The 19218-nt window shown below is 65.4% G+C and carries 20 protein-coding genes; 4 read left to right on the top strand and 16 right to left on the bottom strand.

The genetic code is table 11. From position 1 onward, the window contains the following. Positions 1 to 29: 29 nt before the first annotated feature. Both LQG66_RS03275 and LQG66_RS03270 read right to left on the bottom strand, forming a co-directional pair. Complete coding sequence (locus LQG66_RS03275) at positions 30 to 620, bottom strand: NADPH-dependent FMN reductase (protein ID WP_231323364.1); 591 nt, start codon at positions 618 to 620, stop codon at positions 30 to 32. A 226-nt stretch (positions 621 to 846) separates the two neighbouring features. After that, positions 847 to 1125 carry a hypothetical protein gene (locus tag LQG66_RS03270; protein ID WP_231323362.1) on the bottom strand — a complete coding sequence of 93 codons (279 nt, stop codon included), beginning with the start codon at positions 1123 to 1125 and terminating at the stop codon, positions 847 to 849. A gap of 305 nt (positions 1126 to 1430) precedes the next feature. Here LQG66_RS03270 and LQG66_RS03265 point away from each other — a divergent pair, with 305 nt between their 5' ends. Beyond that, positions 1431 to 1889, top strand: coding sequence for a hypothetical protein (locus LQG66_RS03265; protein ID WP_231323360.1), 459 nt, complete (start codon positions 1431 to 1433; stop codon positions 1887 to 1889). Positions 1890 to 1918: 29 nt separating this feature from the next. Here the strand turns inward: LQG66_RS03265 and LQG66_RS03260 are convergent, their stop codons facing one another. The 10 genes from LQG66_RS03260 to LQG66_RS03215 form a co-directional block, all read right to left on the bottom strand. Continuing rightward, complete coding sequence (locus LQG66_RS03260) at positions 1919 to 3115, bottom strand: acyl-CoA dehydrogenase family protein (protein WP_231323358.1); 1197 nt, start codon at positions 3113 to 3115, stop codon at positions 1919 to 1921. Between the two features lie 24 nt (positions 3116 to 3139). Then, a complete protein-coding gene (locus tag LQG66_RS03255) occupies positions 3140 to 3916 on the bottom strand; it encodes an ABC transporter ATP-binding protein (RefSeq protein WP_231323356.1) in 777 nt (258 codons plus the stop codon). 55 nt (positions 3917 to 3971) lie between these two features. Beyond that, positions 3972 to 5303 (bottom strand): ABC transporter substrate-binding protein, encoded by a 1332-nt coding sequence (locus LQG66_RS03250; RefSeq protein ID WP_231323354.1) that lies wholly within the window; start codon positions 5301 to 5303, stop codon positions 3972 to 3974. Positions 5304 to 5327: 24 nt separating this feature from the next. Next, complete coding sequence (locus LQG66_RS03245) at positions 5328 to 6383, bottom strand: branched-chain amino acid ABC transporter permease (protein ID WP_231323351.1); 1056 nt, start codon at positions 6381 to 6383, stop codon at positions 5328 to 5330. A gap of 3 nt (positions 6384 to 6386) precedes the next feature. After that, a complete protein-coding gene (locus tag LQG66_RS03240) occupies positions 6387 to 7277 on the bottom strand; it encodes a branched-chain amino acid ABC transporter permease (RefSeq protein WP_231323349.1) in 891 nt (296 codons plus the stop codon). Continuing rightward, positions 7277 to 8194 (bottom strand): ABC transporter ATP-binding protein, encoded by a 918-nt coding sequence (locus LQG66_RS03235; RefSeq protein ID WP_231323347.1) that lies wholly within the window; start codon positions 8192 to 8194, stop codon positions 7277 to 7279. The genes LQG66_RS03240 and LQG66_RS03235 overlap by 1 nt, the downstream gene beginning before the upstream one ends. Before the next feature lie 11 nt (positions 8195 to 8205). Continuing rightward, on the bottom strand, positions 8206 to 9318 hold the full coding sequence (sfnG, locus tag LQG66_RS03230) for a dimethylsulfone monooxygenase SfnG (RefSeq protein ID WP_231323345.1): 1113 nt from the start codon (positions 9316 to 9318) through the stop codon (positions 8206 to 8208). A gap of 531 nt (positions 9319 to 9849) precedes the next feature. Then, positions 9850 to 10056, bottom strand: coding sequence for a hypothetical protein (locus LQG66_RS03225; RefSeq protein ID WP_231323343.1), 207 nt, complete (start codon positions 10054 to 10056; stop codon positions 9850 to 9852). Between the two features lie 852 nt (positions 10057 to 10908). Beyond that, positions 10909 to 11166, bottom strand: coding sequence for a hypothetical protein (locus tag LQG66_RS03220; protein WP_231323341.1), 258 nt, complete (start codon positions 11164 to 11166; stop codon positions 10909 to 10911). 66 nt (positions 11167 to 11232) lie between these two features. Continuing rightward, the gene (locus tag LQG66_RS03215; protein ID WP_231323339.1) at positions 11233 to 12276 is read right to left on the bottom strand and encodes a DUF2778 domain-containing protein; all 1044 of its coding nucleotides are present in this window, start codon (positions 12274 to 12276) and stop codon (positions 11233 to 11235) included. Between the two features lie 224 nt (positions 12277 to 12500). Here LQG66_RS03215 and LQG66_RS03210 point away from each other — a divergent pair, with 224 nt between their 5' ends. The 3 genes from LQG66_RS03210 (at position 12501) to LQG66_RS03200 (ending at position 14411) form a co-directional block, all read left to right on the top strand. Then, positions 12501 to 12935, top strand: a complete 435-nt coding sequence (locus LQG66_RS03210; protein ID WP_231327675.1) for a DUF1810 domain-containing protein — start codon at positions 12501 to 12503, stop codon at positions 12933 to 12935. A 158-nt stretch (positions 12936 to 13093) separates the two neighbouring features. Continuing rightward, positions 13094 to 13339, top strand: coding sequence for a hypothetical protein (locus tag LQG66_RS03205; protein WP_231323337.1), 246 nt, complete (start codon positions 13094 to 13096; stop codon positions 13337 to 13339). A 190-nt stretch (positions 13340 to 13529) separates the two neighbouring features. Beyond that, positions 13530 to 14411, top strand: coding sequence for a dienelactone hydrolase family protein (locus tag LQG66_RS03200; RefSeq protein ID WP_231323335.1), 882 nt, complete (start codon positions 13530 to 13532; stop codon positions 14409 to 14411). Between the two features lie 22 nt (positions 14412 to 14433). Here the strand turns inward: LQG66_RS03200 and LQG66_RS03195 are convergent, their stop codons facing one another. The 4 genes from LQG66_RS03195 to LQG66_RS03180 all read right to left on the bottom strand — a co-directional run bounded on the left by LQG66_RS03195 (position 14434) and on the right by LQG66_RS03180 (position 18802). Beyond that, positions 14434 to 16056, bottom strand: a complete 1623-nt coding sequence (locus LQG66_RS03195) for an ABC-F family ATP-binding cassette domain-containing protein (RefSeq protein WP_231323333.1) — start codon at positions 16054 to 16056, stop codon at positions 14434 to 14436. Between the two features lie 107 nt (positions 16057 to 16163). Beyond that, positions 16164 to 16631 carry a hypothetical protein gene (locus LQG66_RS03190; protein WP_231323331.1) on the bottom strand — a complete coding sequence of 156 codons (468 nt, stop codon included), beginning with the start codon at positions 16629 to 16631 and terminating at the stop codon, positions 16164 to 16166. Positions 16632 to 16765: 134 nt separating this feature from the next. Continuing rightward, positions 16766 to 17593, bottom strand: coding sequence for a tetratricopeptide repeat protein (locus LQG66_RS03185; RefSeq protein ID WP_231323328.1), 828 nt, complete (start codon positions 17591 to 17593; stop codon positions 16766 to 16768). Between the two features lie 174 nt (positions 17594 to 17767). Beyond that, entirely contained in the window at positions 17768 to 18802 is a 1035-nt protein-coding gene (locus tag LQG66_RS03180; RefSeq protein ID WP_231323326.1) for a glutamine synthetase beta-grasp domain-containing protein, read from the bottom strand. Between the last annotated feature and the right edge of the window lie 416 nt (positions 18803 to 19218).

The following is a 19218-nucleotide window of genomic DNA, read 5'->3' as shown; positions in this document are numbered from 1 at the left end:
TCGGCCCTCCACGGGACGGGCCACCCGGCTCAATAGGGCGGCGCCTTGCGCGCCCGCTGTTCCTTGCCCGCCTCGGCCCACCACAACAGATCGTCGGCAAAGCGCGGGAACGCCCGCTCCAGCGCCTTGCCGGCATCGCCCACGGGCTTGCCGTCGGCCGACAGCGACTGTCCGATCGGCCCGACCGCGAGCGTGCTCGACACCACGACCATGCCCATCTCCGACAAGGTGCCGTGCCACGCGGTCGCAGCGCGCGCGCCCGAGAGCCGGCCCGCCGAGTAGCTCGCGATCGCGGCGGGGCGCCAGAACCATTCCTCGAGGAAGTGGTCGGTGAGGTTCTTCAGTCCCGGCTGCATGCCCCAATTGTACTCGCCGGTGACGAACACGAAGCCGTCGGCGGCACGGATCTTGGCCGCGAGCTCCGCCATGGCAGGCGGGGCCTCACCCGGCTTGTATTCCTTGTACATGCGGTCGAGCATCGGCAGGCCGACCGCCTTGGCGTCGATCAGTTCGACATCCTGTCCCTTGGCGCTGATACCGTCGACCACGAATTGCGCCAGCCGGATGCCCATCCGGTCGGCGCGATAGGAGCCATAGAAGACGAGGATGCGGAAGCTCATGGCGGGTCAACTCCTGGCCGGTTGATCCGCGCCAGTCTACCACGCTTGAGAACGATGCGATCACGCCTGTGCCGCGCGCTCTCTCATGATGTGATGATGGTCACGCCGCAGATCCTGGCAGTGCCGGATCGGCGGCGCGTGATCGTTGTTTTAAATTGTCGGAGAGAGTTGCGTTCGAAAGCGTGCGGCCAAGGCGACTTGCGCCGCCATCGCCGATGGTGAAGGCCTACCGGGTCACCGTGGCCGAAGCCGAGCGCTCGGACGGCCGTCCGAACACGCTGCGGCAGCCGTCGCTCAGGCTGGCGCGCTGCTTCATCATGCAGGCGATGATGCGGTCACGATCGGGAATTTCCGACGAGCACAGCCGGAACACATCGCCGGTGCACAGCCGCCGCTGGTCGTCTTCGGTGAAGGCGTGGCTCGCGCGCGGCGTCGCAACCATCGCCAGCGCCAGCCCCGCCATCGCCACATTCCAGTTCCGCATCCTGAACAGATGAGTTCGCATCAGAGTCCCCAATTCGCCCGCTGTTTGCCCAGTTCACCCGCTGCTCTCGCTGACCACGCGAAGCAGTTGCCGCCGCAGAATCAAATCATGACACGTCGAGGCGCGCCTTCAACAAGCGCTCGTCTCCCTGCACCACTATTTTGCCGGCTGTTGCATCTTCGACTCCTTCACCGGCTTCGGAACCCGTGAAGCGCCGTCAAATTGTCATTAGGCGAACGCAATCCGGCCCAGCGACGCTCACACTCTCGCGGCGTAGTGACGGCGCTCCGGGCCGTCGCCCCGAGTTCATGCGTGGGAGCAGAATCATGGCGTACACGATGGTGGCTGAGCGGGACTCTCAGAAGATCCGCAAGCAGCGCGAAAGCGCCCTGATCGTGCTCGCCAATGCGAAGGTGATGGAGGCCGAGGGCTGGCAGGTCGTCATCACCGACGAGGAGGGCAACAGCCATCCGCTCGCCGCGTTCGAAGCAAGCCTGACCGAGAAGTTCTCGTCCTGGTACAAGCCGACGCCGCGCCCGTTCGTCGCCACGACCGTTCCAGCGCCCAACATGTTTGCTGAGCCGGTCGCCGGCGATGCCGAGCCGGAGGCGATCGTGGCCGCCGAACTCGCGGCCGAAGCGGTCGAGACCGCCGGCTCCGAGGTGCAGGAGATCGCCGAAGACGATTTCGAGACTCTCGAGGCGGCCAACACGGTCGATCAGACTCAGGCCGCGACAGCCGAGCGCGAGGAGAGCGCGCTCGACGCCGCCGAATTGGCCGACTGACGCCGCGGCCGCGGCACCACGCGCCGCCGTTACTCGCCGCCCTCGTAGAACAGTTCGAGCGGCAGGCCGACCTGGGCCTTGCCGATCCATTCCCGCGCAATGATGTTGGACGGCCCCATCGCGATCGCCGCGCGTGCATCGCGGAACGCCCGCTCGATCGGGCCGCGGTGGTAGCCATAGCCGCCGGTCACCGTCAGCGCCGATGACGCCACCTTGTTGGCGACCTCGGCCGCATGCACCTTGAATTCGGTCAGCGGGATCAGGATCTCGCTCTGCGGCTTGCCGGCGCGCCAGAGCTCGTCGAGCTTGTGCGCCAGCTCGATCCGCCACGGACGCAGGCTCTCGACCAGCACCTTGGCAGCCCCGAGCTCCTGCCGGATCGCCTGGTAATCCGACAGGCTCTTGTTGCGATCCTTGTGGACGAAGCCCGTGGTGTGCGCGACCGCAGCATTGAGCACGCCGCGCGCCAGCCCCTCCCAGACCGCGCCGAGGCCGATCAGATAGACCGGCGAGACGCCGTCATAGATGATCTCCTTGCCCTGCCCCTCGGCGCCGAGCCGGTCGCGCTTGGGCACGTGCACGTTCTTGTAGCTGATCGCGCCGGAATGATTGGCGCGGACGCCGAGCGCCTCCCACGGCCGTGACTGGATGCCCTCGGCCTTGCCATCGACGATGAAGAAGATGATGTCGGCCTGGTCCTTGGCGCCGGGCGAGCGGGTCTGCGCGACATAGAAGTCGGCCTGGCCGGAGCTCGTCGTGAACGACTTGTCGGCGTTGAGGCGGTAGTCCTCGCCGTCGCGCGAGGCTTCGGAGAGATTGTACCACCAGTGGCCGCCGGTGGCGCGCTCGCTGGTCGAATAGGTGCCGAGCAGCCGGCCACCGTCCGCCTTCAGCCAGCGCTCCTTCTGGTCGTCGCTGCCGAACAGGTTGATGGTCTGCGCCGCGCCGACATGCATGACGAAGACGAGCCCACTCGAGGCATCGGCCTGGCCGATGCGGTAGGCGGCCTCGGCGAAGTCGACATGGCCGAGCCCGAGCCCGCCGAACCGCGGCTCGTTCAGGATGCCGGTCCAGCCGGCCTCGGCGAGCGCGAGCAGGTTCTCGCGCGGGAAGCGCCCTTCGCGGTCGTTGCGGTCGGCATTGGCCTTGATCACCTGCTCGACGATGGCGTCGAGCTGCGGGTATGGGCTGTCCTCGATCTTGCGTGCGGCAGTGCTGGTCGCCATGAACGGTCTCCTTTGATGGTGAAGTCAGGCCACGGCCTGGGTTGAAGCCGGCGACGCTGTCGCGCCGCCGAGATAGAGATGCTTGATGTCGGGGCGCTGCCTGAGCTCGCGCGCCGACCCTGCGAGCACACTGCGGCCGCCTTCCAGGACAATGGCGTGGTCGGCGAAGCGCAGCGCCACGGTGGAATTCTGCTCGGCGACCAGGATCGATAGCCCCTCCTCGCCATTGAGCCGCTTGAGCGCACGAAAAATGCCTTCGACCACCAGCGGCGCCAGCCCCATCGACGGCTCGTCGAGCACCAGCAGCCTCGGCCGCGACATCAGCGCCCGTCCGATCGCCGTCATCTGCTGCTCGCCGCCGGAGGTGAGCCCGGCCACCGAACGGCGATGCCGCGTGAGCTGCGGAAACAGCGCGTAGACGCGGTCGAGATCGGCGCTGATCTCGCCTCGCCAGGCATCGCGGCCGATCGCGCCGGTGATCAGATTCTCCTCGACCGTCAGCGATGCGAAGCAATGCCGGCCTTCCAGCACCGGCACGAGCCCGGCACGCACCAGCGCCGCCGCCGATGACGTCGACACGTCACGTCCGTCATAGACGATGCGTCCGCTGGTGATCTGGCCACGGCGCGCCGGCAGCAGCGCCGACACCGCCTGCAGGGTCGTCGACTTGCCGGCGCCGTTGGCGCCGAGCACGGCGACGATCTCGCCGCGCGCGACCGTGAACGACACGTCGCTGACCGCGCGGATGGCTTGGTCGTAGGTCGCGGCCAGATGCTCGACCGACAGCAGCACGTCGCTCATGATGGATCATCCTTGGGAGAGATGCGCGGGAGACTGGCTCCCGCGCATGCAGGTCTCACTGCCCGACCGGATCGTCGCCGGAGGTGCGGATCTTGATGCCGTGCTCCTGCGCATAGGCCGTCGACGACTTCTCGATGATCGGCCGCAGCGCTGCCCAGTCCGGCGAGATCCAGTCGGAGACGACCTTCCACTTGGCGCCGTCCCATTGCTGGAACGTCACGCGGCCATTGCCCTCGTGATTGTCCCAGGTGACGTTGATCGAGTGGAACAGGCCCTTGGCGCCGAGCGCCTCGACGCGGGCCGGATCGAGAGCGAGATGCTCAAAACCCCAGCGCACCTCGTCGCCGGTCAAGGTCCGCTTGCCGAACTTCTCCTGCGCGATCCTGACCGCCTCGACATTGAGGATGCCGTTCACGATGCCGAGATTGTGGTAGACGCTGCCGATCCGCTTCTTGTCGTCGAGATTGCCCTTGCCGGCGCCGTAGACGGTCTTGATGACCTCCTGCAGCACCGGATATTCGGCACCCGAGGCCTGCGTCGTGATGGCGACATAGCCCTTGGCAGCGTCGCCGGCCGGGATCACGTCTTCCTCCGAATTGGACCAGACGTTGCCGATGATGTGGTCGACCGGGAAGCCTGTCTTCTGCGCGGTCTTCAGCGCCACCGGATTCATCACGCCCCAGCCGCGCAGCACGACATAGTCGGCCTTGGCGCGGCGGATCGACAGCCATTGCGACTGCTGCTCGTTGCCGGGATGCGGCACCTCGATCTGCTCGAGCTCGAAGCCGTATTTGTCCGCGAGCAGCTTGTAGATCGGGATCGTCTCCTTGCCGTAAGGAGAGCCGTGATAGAGCACGACCAGCTTCTTGCCCTTCAGCTTCTCCGGCCCGCCCTCGCGGTTGGCGATGTAGTTCACGATGCCCGAGGTCTCGCTGTAGGGATTGAGCAGCAGCGGGAAGACATAAGGAAAGACGCGACCGTCGGTGGAATCCGTGCGGCCGTGATTGATCGTGATCAGCGGCACCTTGTCCTTGCTGATGCGGTCGATCATCGCATAGGCGATGCCGACCGAGAGCGGATTCCAGGCGGCGACGCCCGGCCGGCTCTTCAGCCGCTCATAGACCTCGACGCCACGCTCGACCTCGTACTGGGTCTCGCCCTCGTCCCAGGTCAGCCTGACGCCATTGACGCCGCCGTCGCGGGTGTTGATCAAATTGAGATAGTCGATGAAGCCGCCGAAGAAGCCGGTGCCGCCGGCCGCATAGGGGCCGACCCGGTAGCTCTGCAGCGGGAAGAACTGCTCGTCGGCCTTGGCCGGCAAACTTGTGGCAAGGCCGAGGGCGAGCGCCACCCCCAAAGCCAGCTTCGCGCGTCTGAACGTCGTCATCATGATCTCCTTCTGGTGGGTGGTTCAGGTCTGGGATGAACGGAGGCGGCGCACCGCGCTCGTGGCGCGATCGACCAGCGCGATCAGGCCGCGCGGCTCGGCGATCAGGACCGCGATGATCAGCGCGCCGATGACGATGCGCTGGCTCATTTCGAGCACGCCGGAGTCGAACACGCCGCCGAGAACGGCGGCGCCGAGCCGCGACAGCAGCAACGGAAAGACGACGATGAAGGCCGCGCCGACGAAGGCGCCGCGCAGCGAGGCCAGCCCGCCGATGATGATGATGAACAGGATCTGGAACGAGCGATCGAGATTGAAGCCGGCCGGCTCGACCGTGCGCAGATAAGCGAACGCCCAGAGCACGCCGGCGACGCCGATCAGGAACGACGAGAACCCGAAGGCGAGCAGCTTGGTGCGCAGCAGCGGCACGCCGATCACCTTGGCCGCGACCTCGTGATCGCGCACCGCGATGAAGTTGCGGCCGGTCTGTGACGCCAGCAGCCGCGCCGTCAGCGCGGTGGCGATCAACACCGTTGTCAGCGAGAACACGTAGCGGCCAGTCGCCGAGGTGAAGGTCAGGCTGCCCACGCGGAGCACCGGCGCGTCGATCACGCCGGAGGCGTTGTCGTTGGAGAACCAGCCGAACTTGGTCAGCGCCCACTGCACGAAGAACTGCGCCGCGAGCGTCGAGACCGCGAGATAGAAGCCGCGCAGCCGCAGACTGGGCAGGCCGAATACGATGCCGACGGCGGCTGCGATGCCACCGGCTAGCACGATGTCGGCGAGCAGCGGCAGTGCCGGCAATCTCAAATTGAGATTGTAGGCCGCATAAGCGCCGACCGCGAGGAACGCCGCCGAGCCCAGCGAGACCTGGCCGGCATAGCCGGTCAGCACGTTCAGCCCGACGGCCGCCAGCGCCAACGCCAGGAACGGCGTCAGCACGGCGTCCATCAGGTAGTCGGAGCCGATCAGCGGCACGAGGCCATAAGCGAGCAGGAGCAGCAGCACGACGCCGAACACATTCGGAGCAAGCCACGCTGATCTCGCAGGAGCGGGAGCCGTATCGATGATCGTCGTCATGGCCTACACCCGCTCCACCAGCTTCTGGCCGAACAGGCCGGAGGGGCGCACCAGCAACAGCGCCAGCGCCACGACATAGGCCGCCCAGGCCTCGATGCCGCCGCCGAAGAACGGCCCGACATAGACCTCGGCGAGCTTCTCGATGGCGCCGATCAGCAGGCCCCCCACGATGGCGCCAGTGATGGAGTCGAAGCCGCCGAGCACCAGCACCGGCAGCGCCTTCAGCACGACCAGCGACAGCGAGAACTGCACCCCGAGCCGCGCGCCCCACAGCAGGCCCGCAACCAGCGCCACGATGCCGGCGGCCGTCCACACCGCCGCCCACACCCGCGGCAGCCGCAGGCCGACCGCCAGCGCGGCGAACTGATCGTCGGCGACGGCGCGGAACGCGAGCCCGGTGCGGGTGTAGCGGAAGAACAGCGTGAACAGCGCCACGAGACTGCCGGCGACCGCGGCGGCGAACAGGTCGAAGCGGCTGATGAAGACACCGCCGATATCGAACGGGATGTCGCTGACGCCGATGTCCAACCCGTGCACCTGCGTTCCCCACAGCAGCTGCGCCGCCCCCTCGATGACGTAGGACAGGCCGAGGGTGGCCATGAACAGCGTGATCGGCGGCTGGTTGATCAGCGGCCGCAGCACGGCACGCTCGATCGTGATGCCCAGCGCGACCATGATGGCGAGCGTCGCGAGCAGCGCCAGCGCGAACGGCGTACCGCGCTCGACCAGGCTGACGAAGGTCAGCGCGGCGAACAGCAGCATCGCGCCTTGCGCGAAATTGAGCACGCCCGAGGTCTTGTAGATCAGCACGAAGCCGATCGCGACCAGCGAGTACATCACCCCGGAGAGCAGCCCGCCGACCAGCACCTCGATCAGGAATTGATAGTCGAACATCAGATCGCGAGCTCCGTTTCGTCTTCATGGGCGACGCCGAGATAGGCATCGATGACGGCCTGGTTGGTGCGGATCTCGGCCGGCGGCCCGTCGGCGATCTTGCGGCCGTAGTCGAGCACGGCGATGTGATCGGACAGCTCCATCACGATGCCGATGTCGTGCTCGATCAGCACGATGGTGGTGCCGTAGCGGTCGCGCGCATTGCGCACGTGCTGCGCCAGCTCCTGCTTCTCGCTCAGGGTCACCCCGGCGAACGGCTCGTCGAGCAGCAGCAGCTTCGGCCGCGCCACCAGGGCGCGCGCCAGCTCGACGCGCTTCTGCAGGCCGTAAGGCAAGGTGCCGGCGATGCGGTCGCTCATGTCGGCGAGATGCAGGAAGCCGATGACCTGCTCGGCCGCGGCGCGGTTCTCGGCTTCGATCCGCCGCGCCAAGGGCGTGCCGACGAGCTGGCGGAGGAAGCCGACGCGGACGCGATGCGCGAGCCCCATCAGCACATTGTCGAAGACGGAGAGTCCCTTGAACAGCGCGAGGTTCTGGAAGGTGCGGGCCACGCCATGGCGCGCGAGGCGCGCTGTCGGCACCTGGCGGAACGCATGATCGCCGAGCCATACCTCGCCCTGGTCCGGCCGGTAGAGACCGCTGACGACGTTGAGCAGCGAACTCTTGCCGGCGCCGTTGGGGCCGATCACCGCCCGGATCTCGCCCTCCGCGACGTCGAGATCGACATCGCGAAGCGCGGCGAGACCGCCGAACGATAGCGAGACGCTGGCGAGCCGCAGCACCGGACGCCGCGCGCCGCTCGCGGCGTGCGCCGGCACGTTGGCCGGCTCCGCCGCGAGCACCTGGCGGGCCGTCCCTGGAGCCCATGTCTCCAGGGCCAGCACGTCCAGCGAGGTGGTGAGCCCGCTCAACAGCATCGCTCCCTGCCCTACTCGGCAGCCTGGACGCGAACGCCTGCCTTGGCCTCGGCCTTGGCTTCGAGCTCACGCACCAGCGGGATCACGTGCTTGCCGAAATAGGCGACCTCCTCCTGGAAGTGCAGGAAGCCGAGCAGGACCAGATCGACGCCGACGTCCTTGAGCGCAACGATGCGCTCGGCGATCTGCTGGGGCGTGCCGATCAGGTTGGTCTTGAAGCCGTCATTGTACTGGACGAGATCCTCGAAGGTCGATTTGGCCCAATTGCCTTCGCGCTCCGGCGATGCCTTTCCGGCATTCGCCACCTCATGCGCGAACGCATGGACGGCCTCCGGATTGGCTTGATCGATGATGTCCTTGAGCACCGCCTGCGCCTCGGCCTCGGTGTCGCGCGCGATCGCGAACGCGTTGACGCCGATCTTGACCGAATGCCCATTGGCCTTTGCCTTGGCCCTGATGTCGTCGACCTGGGCCTTGATGCCCTCGACCGAGTTGCCGTTGGTGAAGTACCAGTCGGACACGCGCGAGGCCATGTCGCGCGCCGCCCGCGAGCTGCCGCCCTGGAAAATCTCGGGCTGCGGATCGATCGGCTTCGGCTTCAGCGAGTAGTTCGTGAAGCGGTAGAAGTCGCCGCGGAAATTGAAATTGTCCTCGGTCCAGATGCCCCTGAGCACGCGGATGAACTCCTCCGAGCGGCGATAGCGCTCGTCATGGTCGAGCCAGGGCTCGCCGATCGCGGCGAACTCGCCGCGGAACCAGCCGCTGACGATGTTCACCGCGACGCGGCCCTCGGTGAGATGGTTGATGGTGGCGATCTGCTTGGCGACGACGGCGGGATGCCACGGTCCCGGCAGGATCGCCGCGATCACCTTCAGCTTCGTGGTCGCCTCCAGCAGCGCATGGCTGAACGACACTGATTCATGCTGATATTCGGCGCCGTAGCCGGCGGTGAACCTGATCTGGCTCAGCGCGTAGTCGAAGCCGCTCGCCTCGGCGATCTGCGCCAGCCGCTTGTTGTAGCCGATGTCCCAGCTCGTCCGCTGCTCGATCTTGGAGATCACCAGGCCACCCGAGACGTTGGGCACCCAATAGGCGAACTTGATCGAAGAGTCATTGGTCGTCATTCGCGTCCCTCGCTTGTCGTCATGGTCATGAGTGCCGGCAGCGCCTGCGTGAGGACGACAACCGGCATTTGCGCAGCCGGCCTGGCAGCACATGTTGGCTTGCATCGCGATATCGAGATGATGGGCAGACAACGCCTGCCGATGTCGCGGCGCTCGGCGCCGCGACCGCATTATCAAAGGATCAACAGAGCCAGGCGCAGACGATGCGCGGCAGGTTTCCATTCATGAGTGGAGCCGCATCGCTGTCGCGGCGGCCGTCATTGCCGATCATGCACGTCCCCTCTGTCAATCACCATCGATCGACGGACGAAGTGTCGCAGAGAAGCGGTGAGCCAGCGAGTCCAAGACTGTCTCTTTTTGGCTGTGGAGGTAAAAACGCCTTTCGTAGTTTTGCGTGGCGCGGATTGTTTGTGCTTCTGCGCCTCACGGTTTTCCTCCGCGCGCGGCCGCTGCGCGCGACAACTAACAGAAGCGACTTCACACGATCGAGACAGGACTCTCGTCCATGCTTCTCGCCCAAGACATCAAACATCAAAAAGAAAAATCGCGCTGCCCGTCGGGCAAATCAGCGCGCATTCTTCCACGACAACGCAGCATCCAGAGGTTGACCCGGCCAAAATGGCGATGCGCGCAGAAACTAAATTCTCCTGACGCATCAAGCTGATTTGGCCTGTCCAGTCCTGCCGCCAAAAATTTTCCGCTTTTCCTAAATTGGATTCGGTGCTCTTGTCTCGTCATCTCCCGCTCGCATGAGGGGCGTATCGCGGTCGTCACGGACGTTGAGCGGGAGGAGCGGTGGACGCGATGGCAGCGCAGCGCATCTTGCGCCGACGAACGCCGTCGTCGCGTACGGTCAAGTCGCGTGGTCCTGGCATCCCGACGCTGATGCCGCGCTGGTGCGTAAGCATCATGCGCAAAACGGTGACCAGAAAGCCCGGCGCACCGGGGAGAACGCGAAGCAGCCGTTAAGCCCATCGCGCGGGGAATGCCGGATGTCCGGCTGAACCTGTGGTGACTGCCGCCTGCTTTCTTTTCTGCAGGCGGGCCATGGGTTGCGGCCAGCATCCCGGCATTCCCCGCGCCCTCTTCTATCCGCGGGCATGACTGACGAATCACTCGGACGCATCAGCGCCGCGAGAACGCGAAATCGTGCGGGGATGATGTCGAGGTCTGCGAGGGTTGAGGTCATGTGCGGAGCGGCACCTCAAGAAACTCGCCGTCATTCCGGGGCGCGCGTCGGCGCGGGCTATGATGCGCAATTGCGCATCTGAGAATCCATACGCCGCAGCAGAACTTATCAAGCGAGATGGAGCAATCAGCATGCCCCCCACGGCCGCTCGTGCTTATGGATGCCGGGCTCGCGCTGCGCGCGCCCCGGCATGACGATGGAGCGAGGTCTTGGCCCATTCCACCGCTGTCATGCCCCGCGCAGGCGGGGCATCCAGTACGCCGCGGCGTCTCGACTGATCACCGCTGCCCTGGATTACTGGATCGCCCGGTCAAGCCGGGCGATGACACCGACTGAAAAGCGAGCGGGCGGTCACCACGAGAGGCCGACATCGCAGGCGCCTCCCGCCATGCCCTCCACCCTCACAACAGCTTCGCGCTCACGAACAGCGTGCGCACGGCGGTGGTGGCCTGCACGGTCATGATCGCATTGTCGGCCGCCGCCTGCAGCGCCGCCATCGCCTGGTCATGCAGCGACTTGAACTCCATCCATTCGACCGCGTTGAGGCTGGTGAGGAACTGATGCGCCTGCCCGACCGTCGAGATCATGAACGGTTTGCCGTTCACCTTGATGTTGAAGGTGGTGCGCAGACGCGTTTCCGAGTTTGCGGGATCGTTCATGGGGCCCTTCCGGAAGATGCGACGGGCGTAACCGCCGTGGTCGCGCACAGGCCCAGCAACAAGACGTCACTCTGCCTTCTGTGCGGTCCGCGTCGGGGTGCCCGCCTCGAGTCCGACGACGACAACGAGTCGGTTGATCTCGCCGTCATCATACGCCTTCAGGAAGCGATCGTAATTCTTGATCGAGACACAGCCGTTCGAATCGCCCTCAGGTCCCAGCATATAGGGGTGGGTGAGGAGCCCGATCCGGCCGAGGGTCGAGCCCTCCACCACGTTCATGCGCAGGGCGCGCACGCCGTGAAACAGTCTTTCGCGCGGCTTGAGCTCGTAAGTCGCCGGCGGCGTTGCGCCGACCATGCGCTGATTGACGTGCTCAGGGTCGTCGCGGAGATTGCCCATGCCGGAATGCGCTTCGAGCCCGAAGCCCGAGGGCAGGTAGACCATCTTCGCCTTGATGTCGTAGACGGCGGTCTGGCGATCATAGCCGAGCGCGCCGAGATCGATGTCGGCGCGCACGATACCGCTGTCCGGCCCGAGCGAGGCGAACTTGGTCGGGCTCGGCAACAGATCCGACAGCTTCTGCAGAATCGAACGATCATCGACACGCCCGATTGCTTCAGTCGCACTGGCCGAAACCAGGCTGGTCGGCAGGCCGGCCACCGACGGCCGCGGACGCGGCAGCGGCACGCCGGGCGCGGGCATCGTGACCGCGCTGCCTTCCGTCAGGGTCGGCCGCCAATCGCTGTTGGCGAGGTCGCGCCCGTTGGGGTCGCGCGACTCCATGCCCTTCACCAGCGCTGCGCGGGCGTCGAGCAGCTGACGGTCCATGCCGCGCAACGCGAAACGGTCCAGCGCGCGCACGGCGTCTTTTTCGGAATAGGCCGACGCCGAGGCCGAGGCCGGCGCGAAACGGGTTTCAAAGGACATCGACGGGGTGTTCGCAGTCGGCAAAGCAGCGGCTGCCGTCGGCGCCCGATCGCCGTCAGCACCGACCCATGCCGCCGCTCCCGCAGCGATCGCCAATGCCACGAGCACCAGGGCGATCGCTTCGGAACGACCGAAGCGGCCATGCGACAACAGCACTTCTACGCTTGCTTCACTGGAAGCCATCACGTCCCCGATATACCCCCCTTTCCGAACCGCCTGCGGAAGGCGTCCGACCCCAAGGGGTACGATTCGACCCGTCATGACATAGGATGGCAAGAGTGCGGCATAATCTAGACAAACGCCAGCCCGGATTGATGCGGATCGAGCCGGCAGCCGTATCGCGGCGCGCCGGCCGGCGATGCCGTCGAGACGAAATTATCGTTACTATTCAAACGATTGGAGGAATCATGGCGACGAATGGTGACGATCTCCGCCGATTTGTCGACGCACAGAATTCGATTTATTCCCGCGTGACCGCCGAACTTGCGGCCGGGCGCAAGCAAAGCCACTGGATGTGGTTCATCTTTCCCCAGATCGAAGGGCTCGGCAGCTCGGCCATGGCCCAGCGCTACGCCATCCGCTCCCGCGCGGAGGCTGAAGCCTATCTCGCCCATCCCATGCTCGGCCCGCGCCTTCTCGAATGCACCCGCCTGGTGCTCGCCGTGCAGAACAAATCGCTGCGCGAGATCCTGGGATCCCCTGACGACATCAAATTCCGCTCGTGCATGACGCTGTTCGACGCGGTCGCTCCATCGTCGAGCTTCGCGGAAGCGCTCGATCGCTATTGCAACGGCGAGCGGGATCCGGCGACGACGGCATTTCTGCAACGCGATATCCGATGAGCACACGGTTACCGTCACGGATGCATGCGGGCGACATGGCGATCAAATCGTTCTGCCGAGGTGGCGCGATTTCGGGTGATAGCACCAGACGAAAACTTGATCGCGCCAAGATTTGAGGCTCCCATCCGCCACATTGTTTGTCCCAAGGAGACACGCTCATGAAGAAGTTTTTTCTGATTGCCGCGCTCGCGACCTTCGCCGCCGGCTCCGCCTTCGCGCAAGACAGCTGCGACACCAAAGCTGTCGGCAAGGATGGCAAGCCGCTGGCCGGCGCCGCCAAGACCTCGTTCATGAAGAAGTGCATGGCCGAGTCCTGCGAAGTCAAAGCGGTCGGCTCCGACGGCAAGAAGCTCGCCGGTGCCGCCAAGAACAGCTTCATGAAGAAATGCGAGGCCGGCACCTGACGCGGCCGACGTCGTTCTGACGACATCGGAGCCCCGCCGCCAAGTCCGGCGGGGCCCAGATGCGAAGCGTGAGTTCTATCGGCAGCGGCGCACCGCAGGCATCGTTGAAGACCGCGATCCTGGGCAGCGGCCAGCTCGCCGGCCGCGTCACCGAGATGATCGAGAGCTGATCGAGGAGGATGCGTTGTCGATGATCGGGACTCGGAGCAATGCCGGCGCCGCCTTGCTCGCCGCGCTGTCGCTCGCACCAGCGGTCGCCGCCCAGCCCGACACCGTCTACTTCCCGAGCGCCGACGGTCACACCGAGCTCGCGGGATATCTGTTCAAGCCGCAGGGCAAGGGGCCTTTTCCGGCCATCGTCATGCTGCACGGCCGCGGCGGTCCGTACTCCTCCAACGTCAACGCAGATTGCACCCTGGTGTCACGCGCCGCGCCTGCATCGCCGTGCAATGCCGGCACGTTGTCGAAGCGTCACGTGATGTGGGGCAGCTACTGGGCCGAGCACGGCTATCTCGCGCTGCTGCCGGACAGCTTCGGTCCGCGCGGCAAGGCCCATGGCTTCGGTCGTTACACGCATGACGATCCGGACCGCGCCGATGTCAACGAGAAGACGGTGCGGCCGCTCGACGCCGAAGGCGCCCTCGCTTTTCTGCGCCAGCGCAGCGATGTCGCCGCGGGCCGCATCGTGCTGCAGGGCTGGTCCAACGGCGGCAGCACCGCACTGAATGTTCTGTTCCGACAGGGCCTCGAGCCCTCGGGCTTTCGCGCGGCCCTGGTGTTCTATCCCGGCTGCGGCGACAAGGCCCTGCTCGGCCCGACGCTCAAGACGCGGGCGCCAATCCAGCTTTTTCTCGCCGCCGATGACGAGGAGGTCTCGCCCGCGCTCTGCAGCGCCATGGCCGATCGCTCACATCAAGCCGGCACGCAGATCGACACGACGACCTATCCCGGTGCCAGCCATGGCTTCGACGAGCCATCGGCCGGCCGCCAGGCGACGGCCGGCAACGGTCCAGCCATGGACGACGCGCTCCGGCGTTCCGGCCCGATCGTGGACGGTTGGTTGAAACAATGAGGAGCAGGCGCCGGGCACACGCTCAGCTTCGCAGCCCGGGTGCCTCGTGACCGCTGCGGGCGACGTATTCGGTGTAGCCGCCGCCATACTGGTGGATGCCGTCGGGCGTCAGCTCCAGCAGGCGGTTGGAGAGCGCGGCAAGGAAATGCCGGTCGTGCGAGACGAACAGCATGGTGCCTTCGAAGCTGGACAAGGCGGTGATGAGCATTTCCTTGGTGGCCATGTCCAGATGGTTGGTCGGCTCGTCCAGCACCAGGAAGTTCGGCGGGTCATAGAGCATTTTCGCCATCACCAGCCGCGCCTTCTCGCCGCCCGACAGCACCCGGCACCGTTTCTCGACGTCATCGCCGGAGAAACCGAAGCAGCCGGCCAGCGCGCGCAGCGAGCCCTGCCCGGCCTGCGGGAACGAATGCTCGAGCGACTCGAACACCGTATCTTCACCGTCGAGCAGATCCATCGCATGCTGCGCGAAATAGCCCATCTTGACGCTGCCGCCGACCGTCACCGCCCCCTGGTCGGGCTCCGCCGTGCCGGCCACGAGCTTCAGCAGCGTCGACTTTCCTGCGCCGTTGACGCCCATCACGCACCAGCGCTCCCTGCGCCGGATCATGAAATCCAGCCCGTCGTAGATGCGGCGGCGGCCATAGGTCTTGGATACGTTCTTCAAGGCAACCACGTCCTCGCCGGAGCGCGGCGCCGGCTGAAACTCGAAGGCCACCGTCTGGCGCCGCTTCGGCGGCTCGACGCGCTCGATCTTGTCGAGCTTCTTGACCCGGCTCTGCACCTGCGCGGCGTGCGACGCCCGCGCCTTGAAGCGCTCGATGAACTTGATCTCCTTGGCAAGCATCGCCTGCTGGCGCTCGTACTGCGCCTGCTGCTGCTTCTCGTTCAGCGCACGCTGCTGCTCGTAGAATTCGTAGTCGCCGGAATAGGTCGTCAGCTGGCCGCAGTCGATCTCGATCACCTTGTCGATGATGCGGTTGATGAACTCGCGGTCATGCGAGGTCATCAGCAGCGCGCCCTCGAAACCTTTGAGGAAATGCTCCAGCCAGATCAGGCTTTCCAGATCGAGATGGTTGGACGGCTCGTCGAGCAGCATGACATCGGGGCGCATCAGCAGGATGCGCGCCAGCGCGACGCGCATCTTCCAGCCGCCGGACAACCGGCCGACGTCATTGTCCATCATCTCTTCGGAGAAGCCGAGACCGGCCAGCGCCTCGCGGGCGCGGCTGTCCAGCGCGTAGCCATCGAGCTCCTCGAAACGCGCCAGCACTTCGCCGTAGCGCGCGATGATCTCGTCCATCTCGTCGACCCGATCCGGATCGGCCATGGCCACTTCGAGCTCCTTGAGCTCCGCGGCGACCGCCGACACCGGCCCGGCACCGTCCATGACCTCCGCAACGGCGCTGCGGCCGGACATCTCGCCGACATCCTGGTTGAAATAGCCGATGGAAATGCCGCGATCGGTCGAGACCTGTCCCTCGTCCGGCTGCTCGCGGCCCGAGATCATCCGGAACAGTGTCGACTTACCGGCCCCATTGGGGCCGACCAGTCCGATCTTCTCACCTCTTTGCAGGGCGGCGGAGGCTTCGATGAAGAGAATCTGGTGACCGACTTGCTTGCTGACGTTATCGAGACGGATCATGAGGGCTCAGGACATGGGGAGAGGTTGCCGCCGCTCTTAATCCATGCACCGCCCCGGTGGAAGGCGCATTTTGCGGTGCGATACCGGCCCGCCGCCCGCGGAGGAAATCAGCGACCCGGGGGCCGGAAATCCTGGTTGCCGAACGGCTTTTCGGTCGGGATGCGCATGGCAACGTAGCCGCGGTCCATCGAGGCATGACACGCATTGCATCCCGACGTCAGCTCGGTCACGGCCGAGGCGAAGCGTTTGCCATCCTTGGCGGCGATCGCATCGGAAATCGACTGGATCGGCTGGGCCAGGGTGGTCACATTGTCCACCGGAAGACCCGAATAGAAGATCGCGGCGTCGGCCAGGCTCTGCCGCAGCTGCACCAGCTCGTAGGCCGCCAGATCCCAGTTCTTGGCCTGCCCGGCGAACCAGAGCTTCGCATGGCGGACCTGAATGAGGTTCATGATGTCGCCGAGCCGCGGCAGATACTGGTCTCCATTGGACCGCGTGCTCAGCGATTGCGCCGTTGCCAGCGACACCGCCGAGCAGGCCAGCAACAGACCAACCACCCACTTGCGATACGTCATTCGCCCACTCCGCTTCCCGGATCCAAAACATTGCAGCTTCTTGTCAAACTTACCGCCGCCGGACGATGGCGGACTTGCGATTGATCAAGACGGATCCAGCCCGCTCGCTGCAGGCGGTCGTTGCCGCGCGTCCGTCAGAAGCAGAGATTGCTGACCAGGTTGCCGCGCTTGTCCTTGAGCACGTAAGGGCATTCCAGCCGCTTCAGCGCCTTCTTCGCATCCTCGTCGCCGAGATCGGCCGCACGCTGGTAATAGGTCTTGGCCGTATCGCGATCCCTGGCGCCGCCACGGCCCTGCTCGGCAAAGGCGCCCATCCGCTCCAGTGCACCGGGGTGATTCTGTGCGGCCGCCTTCTCGAACATCGCGCGCGCCGCGGCGTCGTCCTGCGTCCCGCCCTTGCCTTCGGCCAGCATCAGGCCCAGCTGATACTGCGCCTCGGCATTGGTCTCGGCGGCCTTGGCAAGGAGCGATCGCGCACGCGCCGGATCGGCGGCCCCGGCCCCGCCACCGAGCGCGGCGAGATTGCTGACGCCGCGCGGATTGCCTGCTTCGGCGGCGCGCTCGAGCAGCTTGCTGGCCTGTGCCTCGTCCTTTGCGACGCCACTGCCGGTCGCGTAGAGGATGCCGAGTTCGACCATCGCAGCCGTCGAGCCCTTGTCGACGGCCTTCCGCCATGCCGCCAGCGCCTCCGTCGCCTGCTTGTTGGCCGCGTAGGCGCGGCCGAGCTGGTACAGCGCGCGCCGCGAACCGCCGGACGCCTGCTTGCAGAACCTGATGGCAGTCGGAATGTCGACCGCCGCGATCTCGCTGAAGCCCTTCACGTCGGCCGGCTTGTCCGGATCGGAGGGATCGGCGGCAATGCGATCACACAGCACGAGATCAGCCGACTGGGCACGCGCCCCGTGCGACAAGGCGATGACAGCAAGGACCGCAAGACAGAAGGCTGCAAGCGCGTTTTTCATGGTCGGGAAGGTGCGTGCCCAGCAGGGAGAATGCAAGCTCGTCCGCGGCTGACGCAACCCGAGTTGAAAACTCACCCTTCGCACGAGCACGGTCGCAAACGAATGATCCGCCGAAGCGATCGCTTCGGCGGATCATCATGTCAGCCCCTGCCCCGGGGTATCGTGTTCGGCGTCTTAGGCCGCGGCTTTCGCGCCGGTTGGAACCACCGCGATCGTCTTCAACACCTGAGACGCGATCTGGTAGGGGTCGCCCTGAGAGTTCGGACGGCGGTCTTCCAGATAGCCCTTGTAGCCGTTGTTCGCGAAGGAGTGCGGAACGCGGATCGAAGCGCCGCGGTCGGCAATGCCCCAGCTGAACGTGTCGATCGACGCCGTCTCGTGCTTGCCGGTCAGGCGCATGTGGTTGTCCGGACCATACACCGCGATGTGATCGGCGCGCGCGTCCTTGAACGCGTCCATCAGCTTCTCGAAGTACTCCTTGCCGCCGACTTCGCGCATGTGCTTGGTCGAGAAGTTGCAGTGCATGCCCGAGCCGTTCCAGTCGGTGTCGCCGAGCGGCTTGCAGTGGAACTCGATGTCGATGCCGTACTTCTCGGTCAGGCGCAGCATCAGGTAGCGGGCCATCCACATCTGGTCAGCGGCCGTGCGAGAGCCCTTGCCGAACACCTGGAATTCCCACTGGCCCTTTGCCACTTCGGCATTGATGCCTTCGTGGTTGATGCCGGCCGCGAGGCACAGGTCGAGATGCTCCTCGACGATCTCGCGGGCGACGTCGCCGACGTTCTTGAAGCCGACGCCGGTGTAGTACGGACCCTGCGGAGCCGGGTAACCGTGTTCCGGGAAGCCGAGCGGGCGGCCGTCCTTGTAGAAGAAGTACTCCTGCTCGAAACCGAACCACGCGTCCGGATCGTCCAGGATGGTGGCGCGCGCGTTGGACGGATGCGGGGTCTTGCCGTCCGGCATCATCACTTCGCACATCACCAGCGCGCCATTGGTGCGCCCGGCGTCAGGGTAAACGGCGACCGGCTTCAGCACGCAGTCGGAGCTATGGCCTTCGGCCTGCATCGTCGACGAGCCGTCAAAGCCCCAAAGAGGAAGCTGTTCCAAGGTCGGAAACGAGGAAAATTCCTTGATCTGTGTCTTGCCGCGCAAATTCGGCACCGGCTTGTAGCCGTCGAGCCAGATATACTCGAGCTTGTATTTCGTCATTGAGCCTCTCTGTCTTATCGAAAGGTGGGAGCCCGGCAATCTAAGGCACCCCGCTTACCCGGCCACGATCGGCCAGCGCACTCTTAAGCATGGAACGTGCCAAATCCTGCGGCGTCCCGCCGCATCCGACCCGGCCGATACAGACACCGCGCGAGTCGGATTTTATCCCTCAGGGTGCGGCAAAGCAGCGCGGCTGGGATTTCACGGACTGCATGACGGCGACAACGGCACGCCAACAATCCGCTTGATTCCGCAGCATTTGCGGCGGCGCGAAAAAGCGGCCGAACAAGGCCGCGGCAGATGTTGGACATTTTCGGAAAGGCCAACGCCGAACCTCGCAACCTTTGATCGGGCCCAAGCGTTAATCACCTGCACGTTGCTTCGCAGGAGGCAAATCTTGAATTGCCCTCAAAATG

The organism is Bradyrhizobium ontarionense, from assembly GCF_021088345.1.
In the GTDB taxonomy this organism is placed as follows: domain Bacteria; phylum Pseudomonadota; class Alphaproteobacteria; order Rhizobiales; family Xanthobacteraceae; genus Bradyrhizobium; species Bradyrhizobium ontarionense.
Note: the sequence above shows the minus strand (reverse complement) of the source record. Positions and strands in the feature narration are given on the sequence as shown.

What these genes read in the sequence shown, in the direction of transcription:
- LQG66_RS03275 (WP_231323364.1), bottom strand. Translation starts at nt 620, where the DNA reads ATGAGCTTCCGCATCCTCGTCTTCTATGGCTCCTATCGCGCCGACCGG.
- LQG66_RS03270 (WP_231323362.1), bottom strand. Translation starts at nt 1,125, where the DNA reads ATGCGAACTCATCTGTTCAGGATGCGGAACTGGAATGTGGCGATGGCG.
- LQG66_RS03265 (WP_231323360.1), top strand. Translation starts at nt 1,431, where the DNA reads ATGGCGTACACGATGGTGGCTGAGCGGGACTCTCAGAAGATCCGCAAG.
- LQG66_RS03260 (WP_231323358.1), bottom strand. Translation starts at nt 3,115, where the DNA reads ATGGCGACCAGCACTGCCGCACGCAAGATCGAGGACAGCCCATACCCG.
- LQG66_RS03255 (WP_231323356.1), bottom strand. Translation starts at nt 3,916, where the DNA reads ATGAGCGACGTGCTGCTGTCGGTCGAGCATCTGGCCGCGACCTACGAC.
- LQG66_RS03250 (WP_231323354.1), bottom strand. Translation starts at nt 5,303, where the DNA reads ATGACGACGTTCAGACGCGCGAAGCTGGCTTTGGGGGTGGCGCTCGCC.
- LQG66_RS03245 (WP_231323351.1), bottom strand. Translation starts at nt 6,383, where the DNA reads ATGACGACGATCATCGATACGGCTCCCGCTCCTGCGAGATCAGCGTGG.
- LQG66_RS03240 (WP_231323349.1), bottom strand. Translation starts at nt 7,277, where the DNA reads ATGTTCGACTATCAATTCCTGATCGAGGTGCTGGTCGGCGGGCTGCTC.
- LQG66_RS03235 (WP_231323347.1), bottom strand. Translation starts at nt 8,194, where the DNA reads ATGCTGTTGAGCGGGCTCACCACCTCGCTGGACGTGCTGGCCCTGGAG.
- sfnG (WP_231323345.1), bottom strand. Translation starts at nt 9,318, where the DNA reads ATGACGACCAATGACTCTTCGATCAAGTTCGCCTATTGGGTGCCCAAC.
- LQG66_RS03225 (WP_231323343.1), bottom strand. Translation starts at nt 10,056, where the DNA reads ATGACGAGACAAGAGCACCGAATCCAATTTAGGAAAAGCGGAAAATTT.
- LQG66_RS03220 (WP_231323341.1), bottom strand. Translation starts at nt 11,166, where the DNA reads ATGAACGATCCCGCAAACTCGGAAACGCGTCTGCGCACCACCTTCAAC.
- LQG66_RS03215 (WP_231323339.1), bottom strand. Translation starts at nt 12,276, where the DNA reads ATGGCTTCCAGTGAAGCAAGCGTAGAAGTGCTGTTGTCGCATGGCCGC.
- LQG66_RS03210 (WP_231327675.1), top strand. Translation starts at nt 12,501, where the DNA reads ATGGCGACGAATGGTGACGATCTCCGCCGATTTGTCGACGCACAGAAT.
- LQG66_RS03205 (WP_231323337.1), top strand. Translation starts at nt 13,094, where the DNA reads ATGAAGAAGTTTTTTCTGATTGCCGCGCTCGCGACCTTCGCCGCCGGC.
- LQG66_RS03200 (WP_231323335.1), top strand. Translation starts at nt 13,530, where the DNA reads ATGATCGGGACTCGGAGCAATGCCGGCGCCGCCTTGCTCGCCGCGCTG.
- LQG66_RS03195 (WP_231323333.1), bottom strand. Translation starts at nt 16,056, where the DNA reads ATGATCCGTCTCGATAACGTCAGCAAGCAAGTCGGTCACCAGATTCTC.
- LQG66_RS03190 (WP_231323331.1), bottom strand. Translation starts at nt 16,631, where the DNA reads ATGACGTATCGCAAGTGGGTGGTTGGTCTGTTGCTGGCCTGCTCGGCG.
- LQG66_RS03185 (WP_231323328.1), bottom strand. Translation starts at nt 17,593, where the DNA reads ATGAAAAACGCGCTTGCAGCCTTCTGTCTTGCGGTCCTTGCTGTCATC.
- LQG66_RS03180 (WP_231323326.1), bottom strand. Translation starts at nt 18,802, where the DNA reads ATGACGAAATACAAGCTCGAGTATATCTGGCTCGACGGCTACAAGCCG.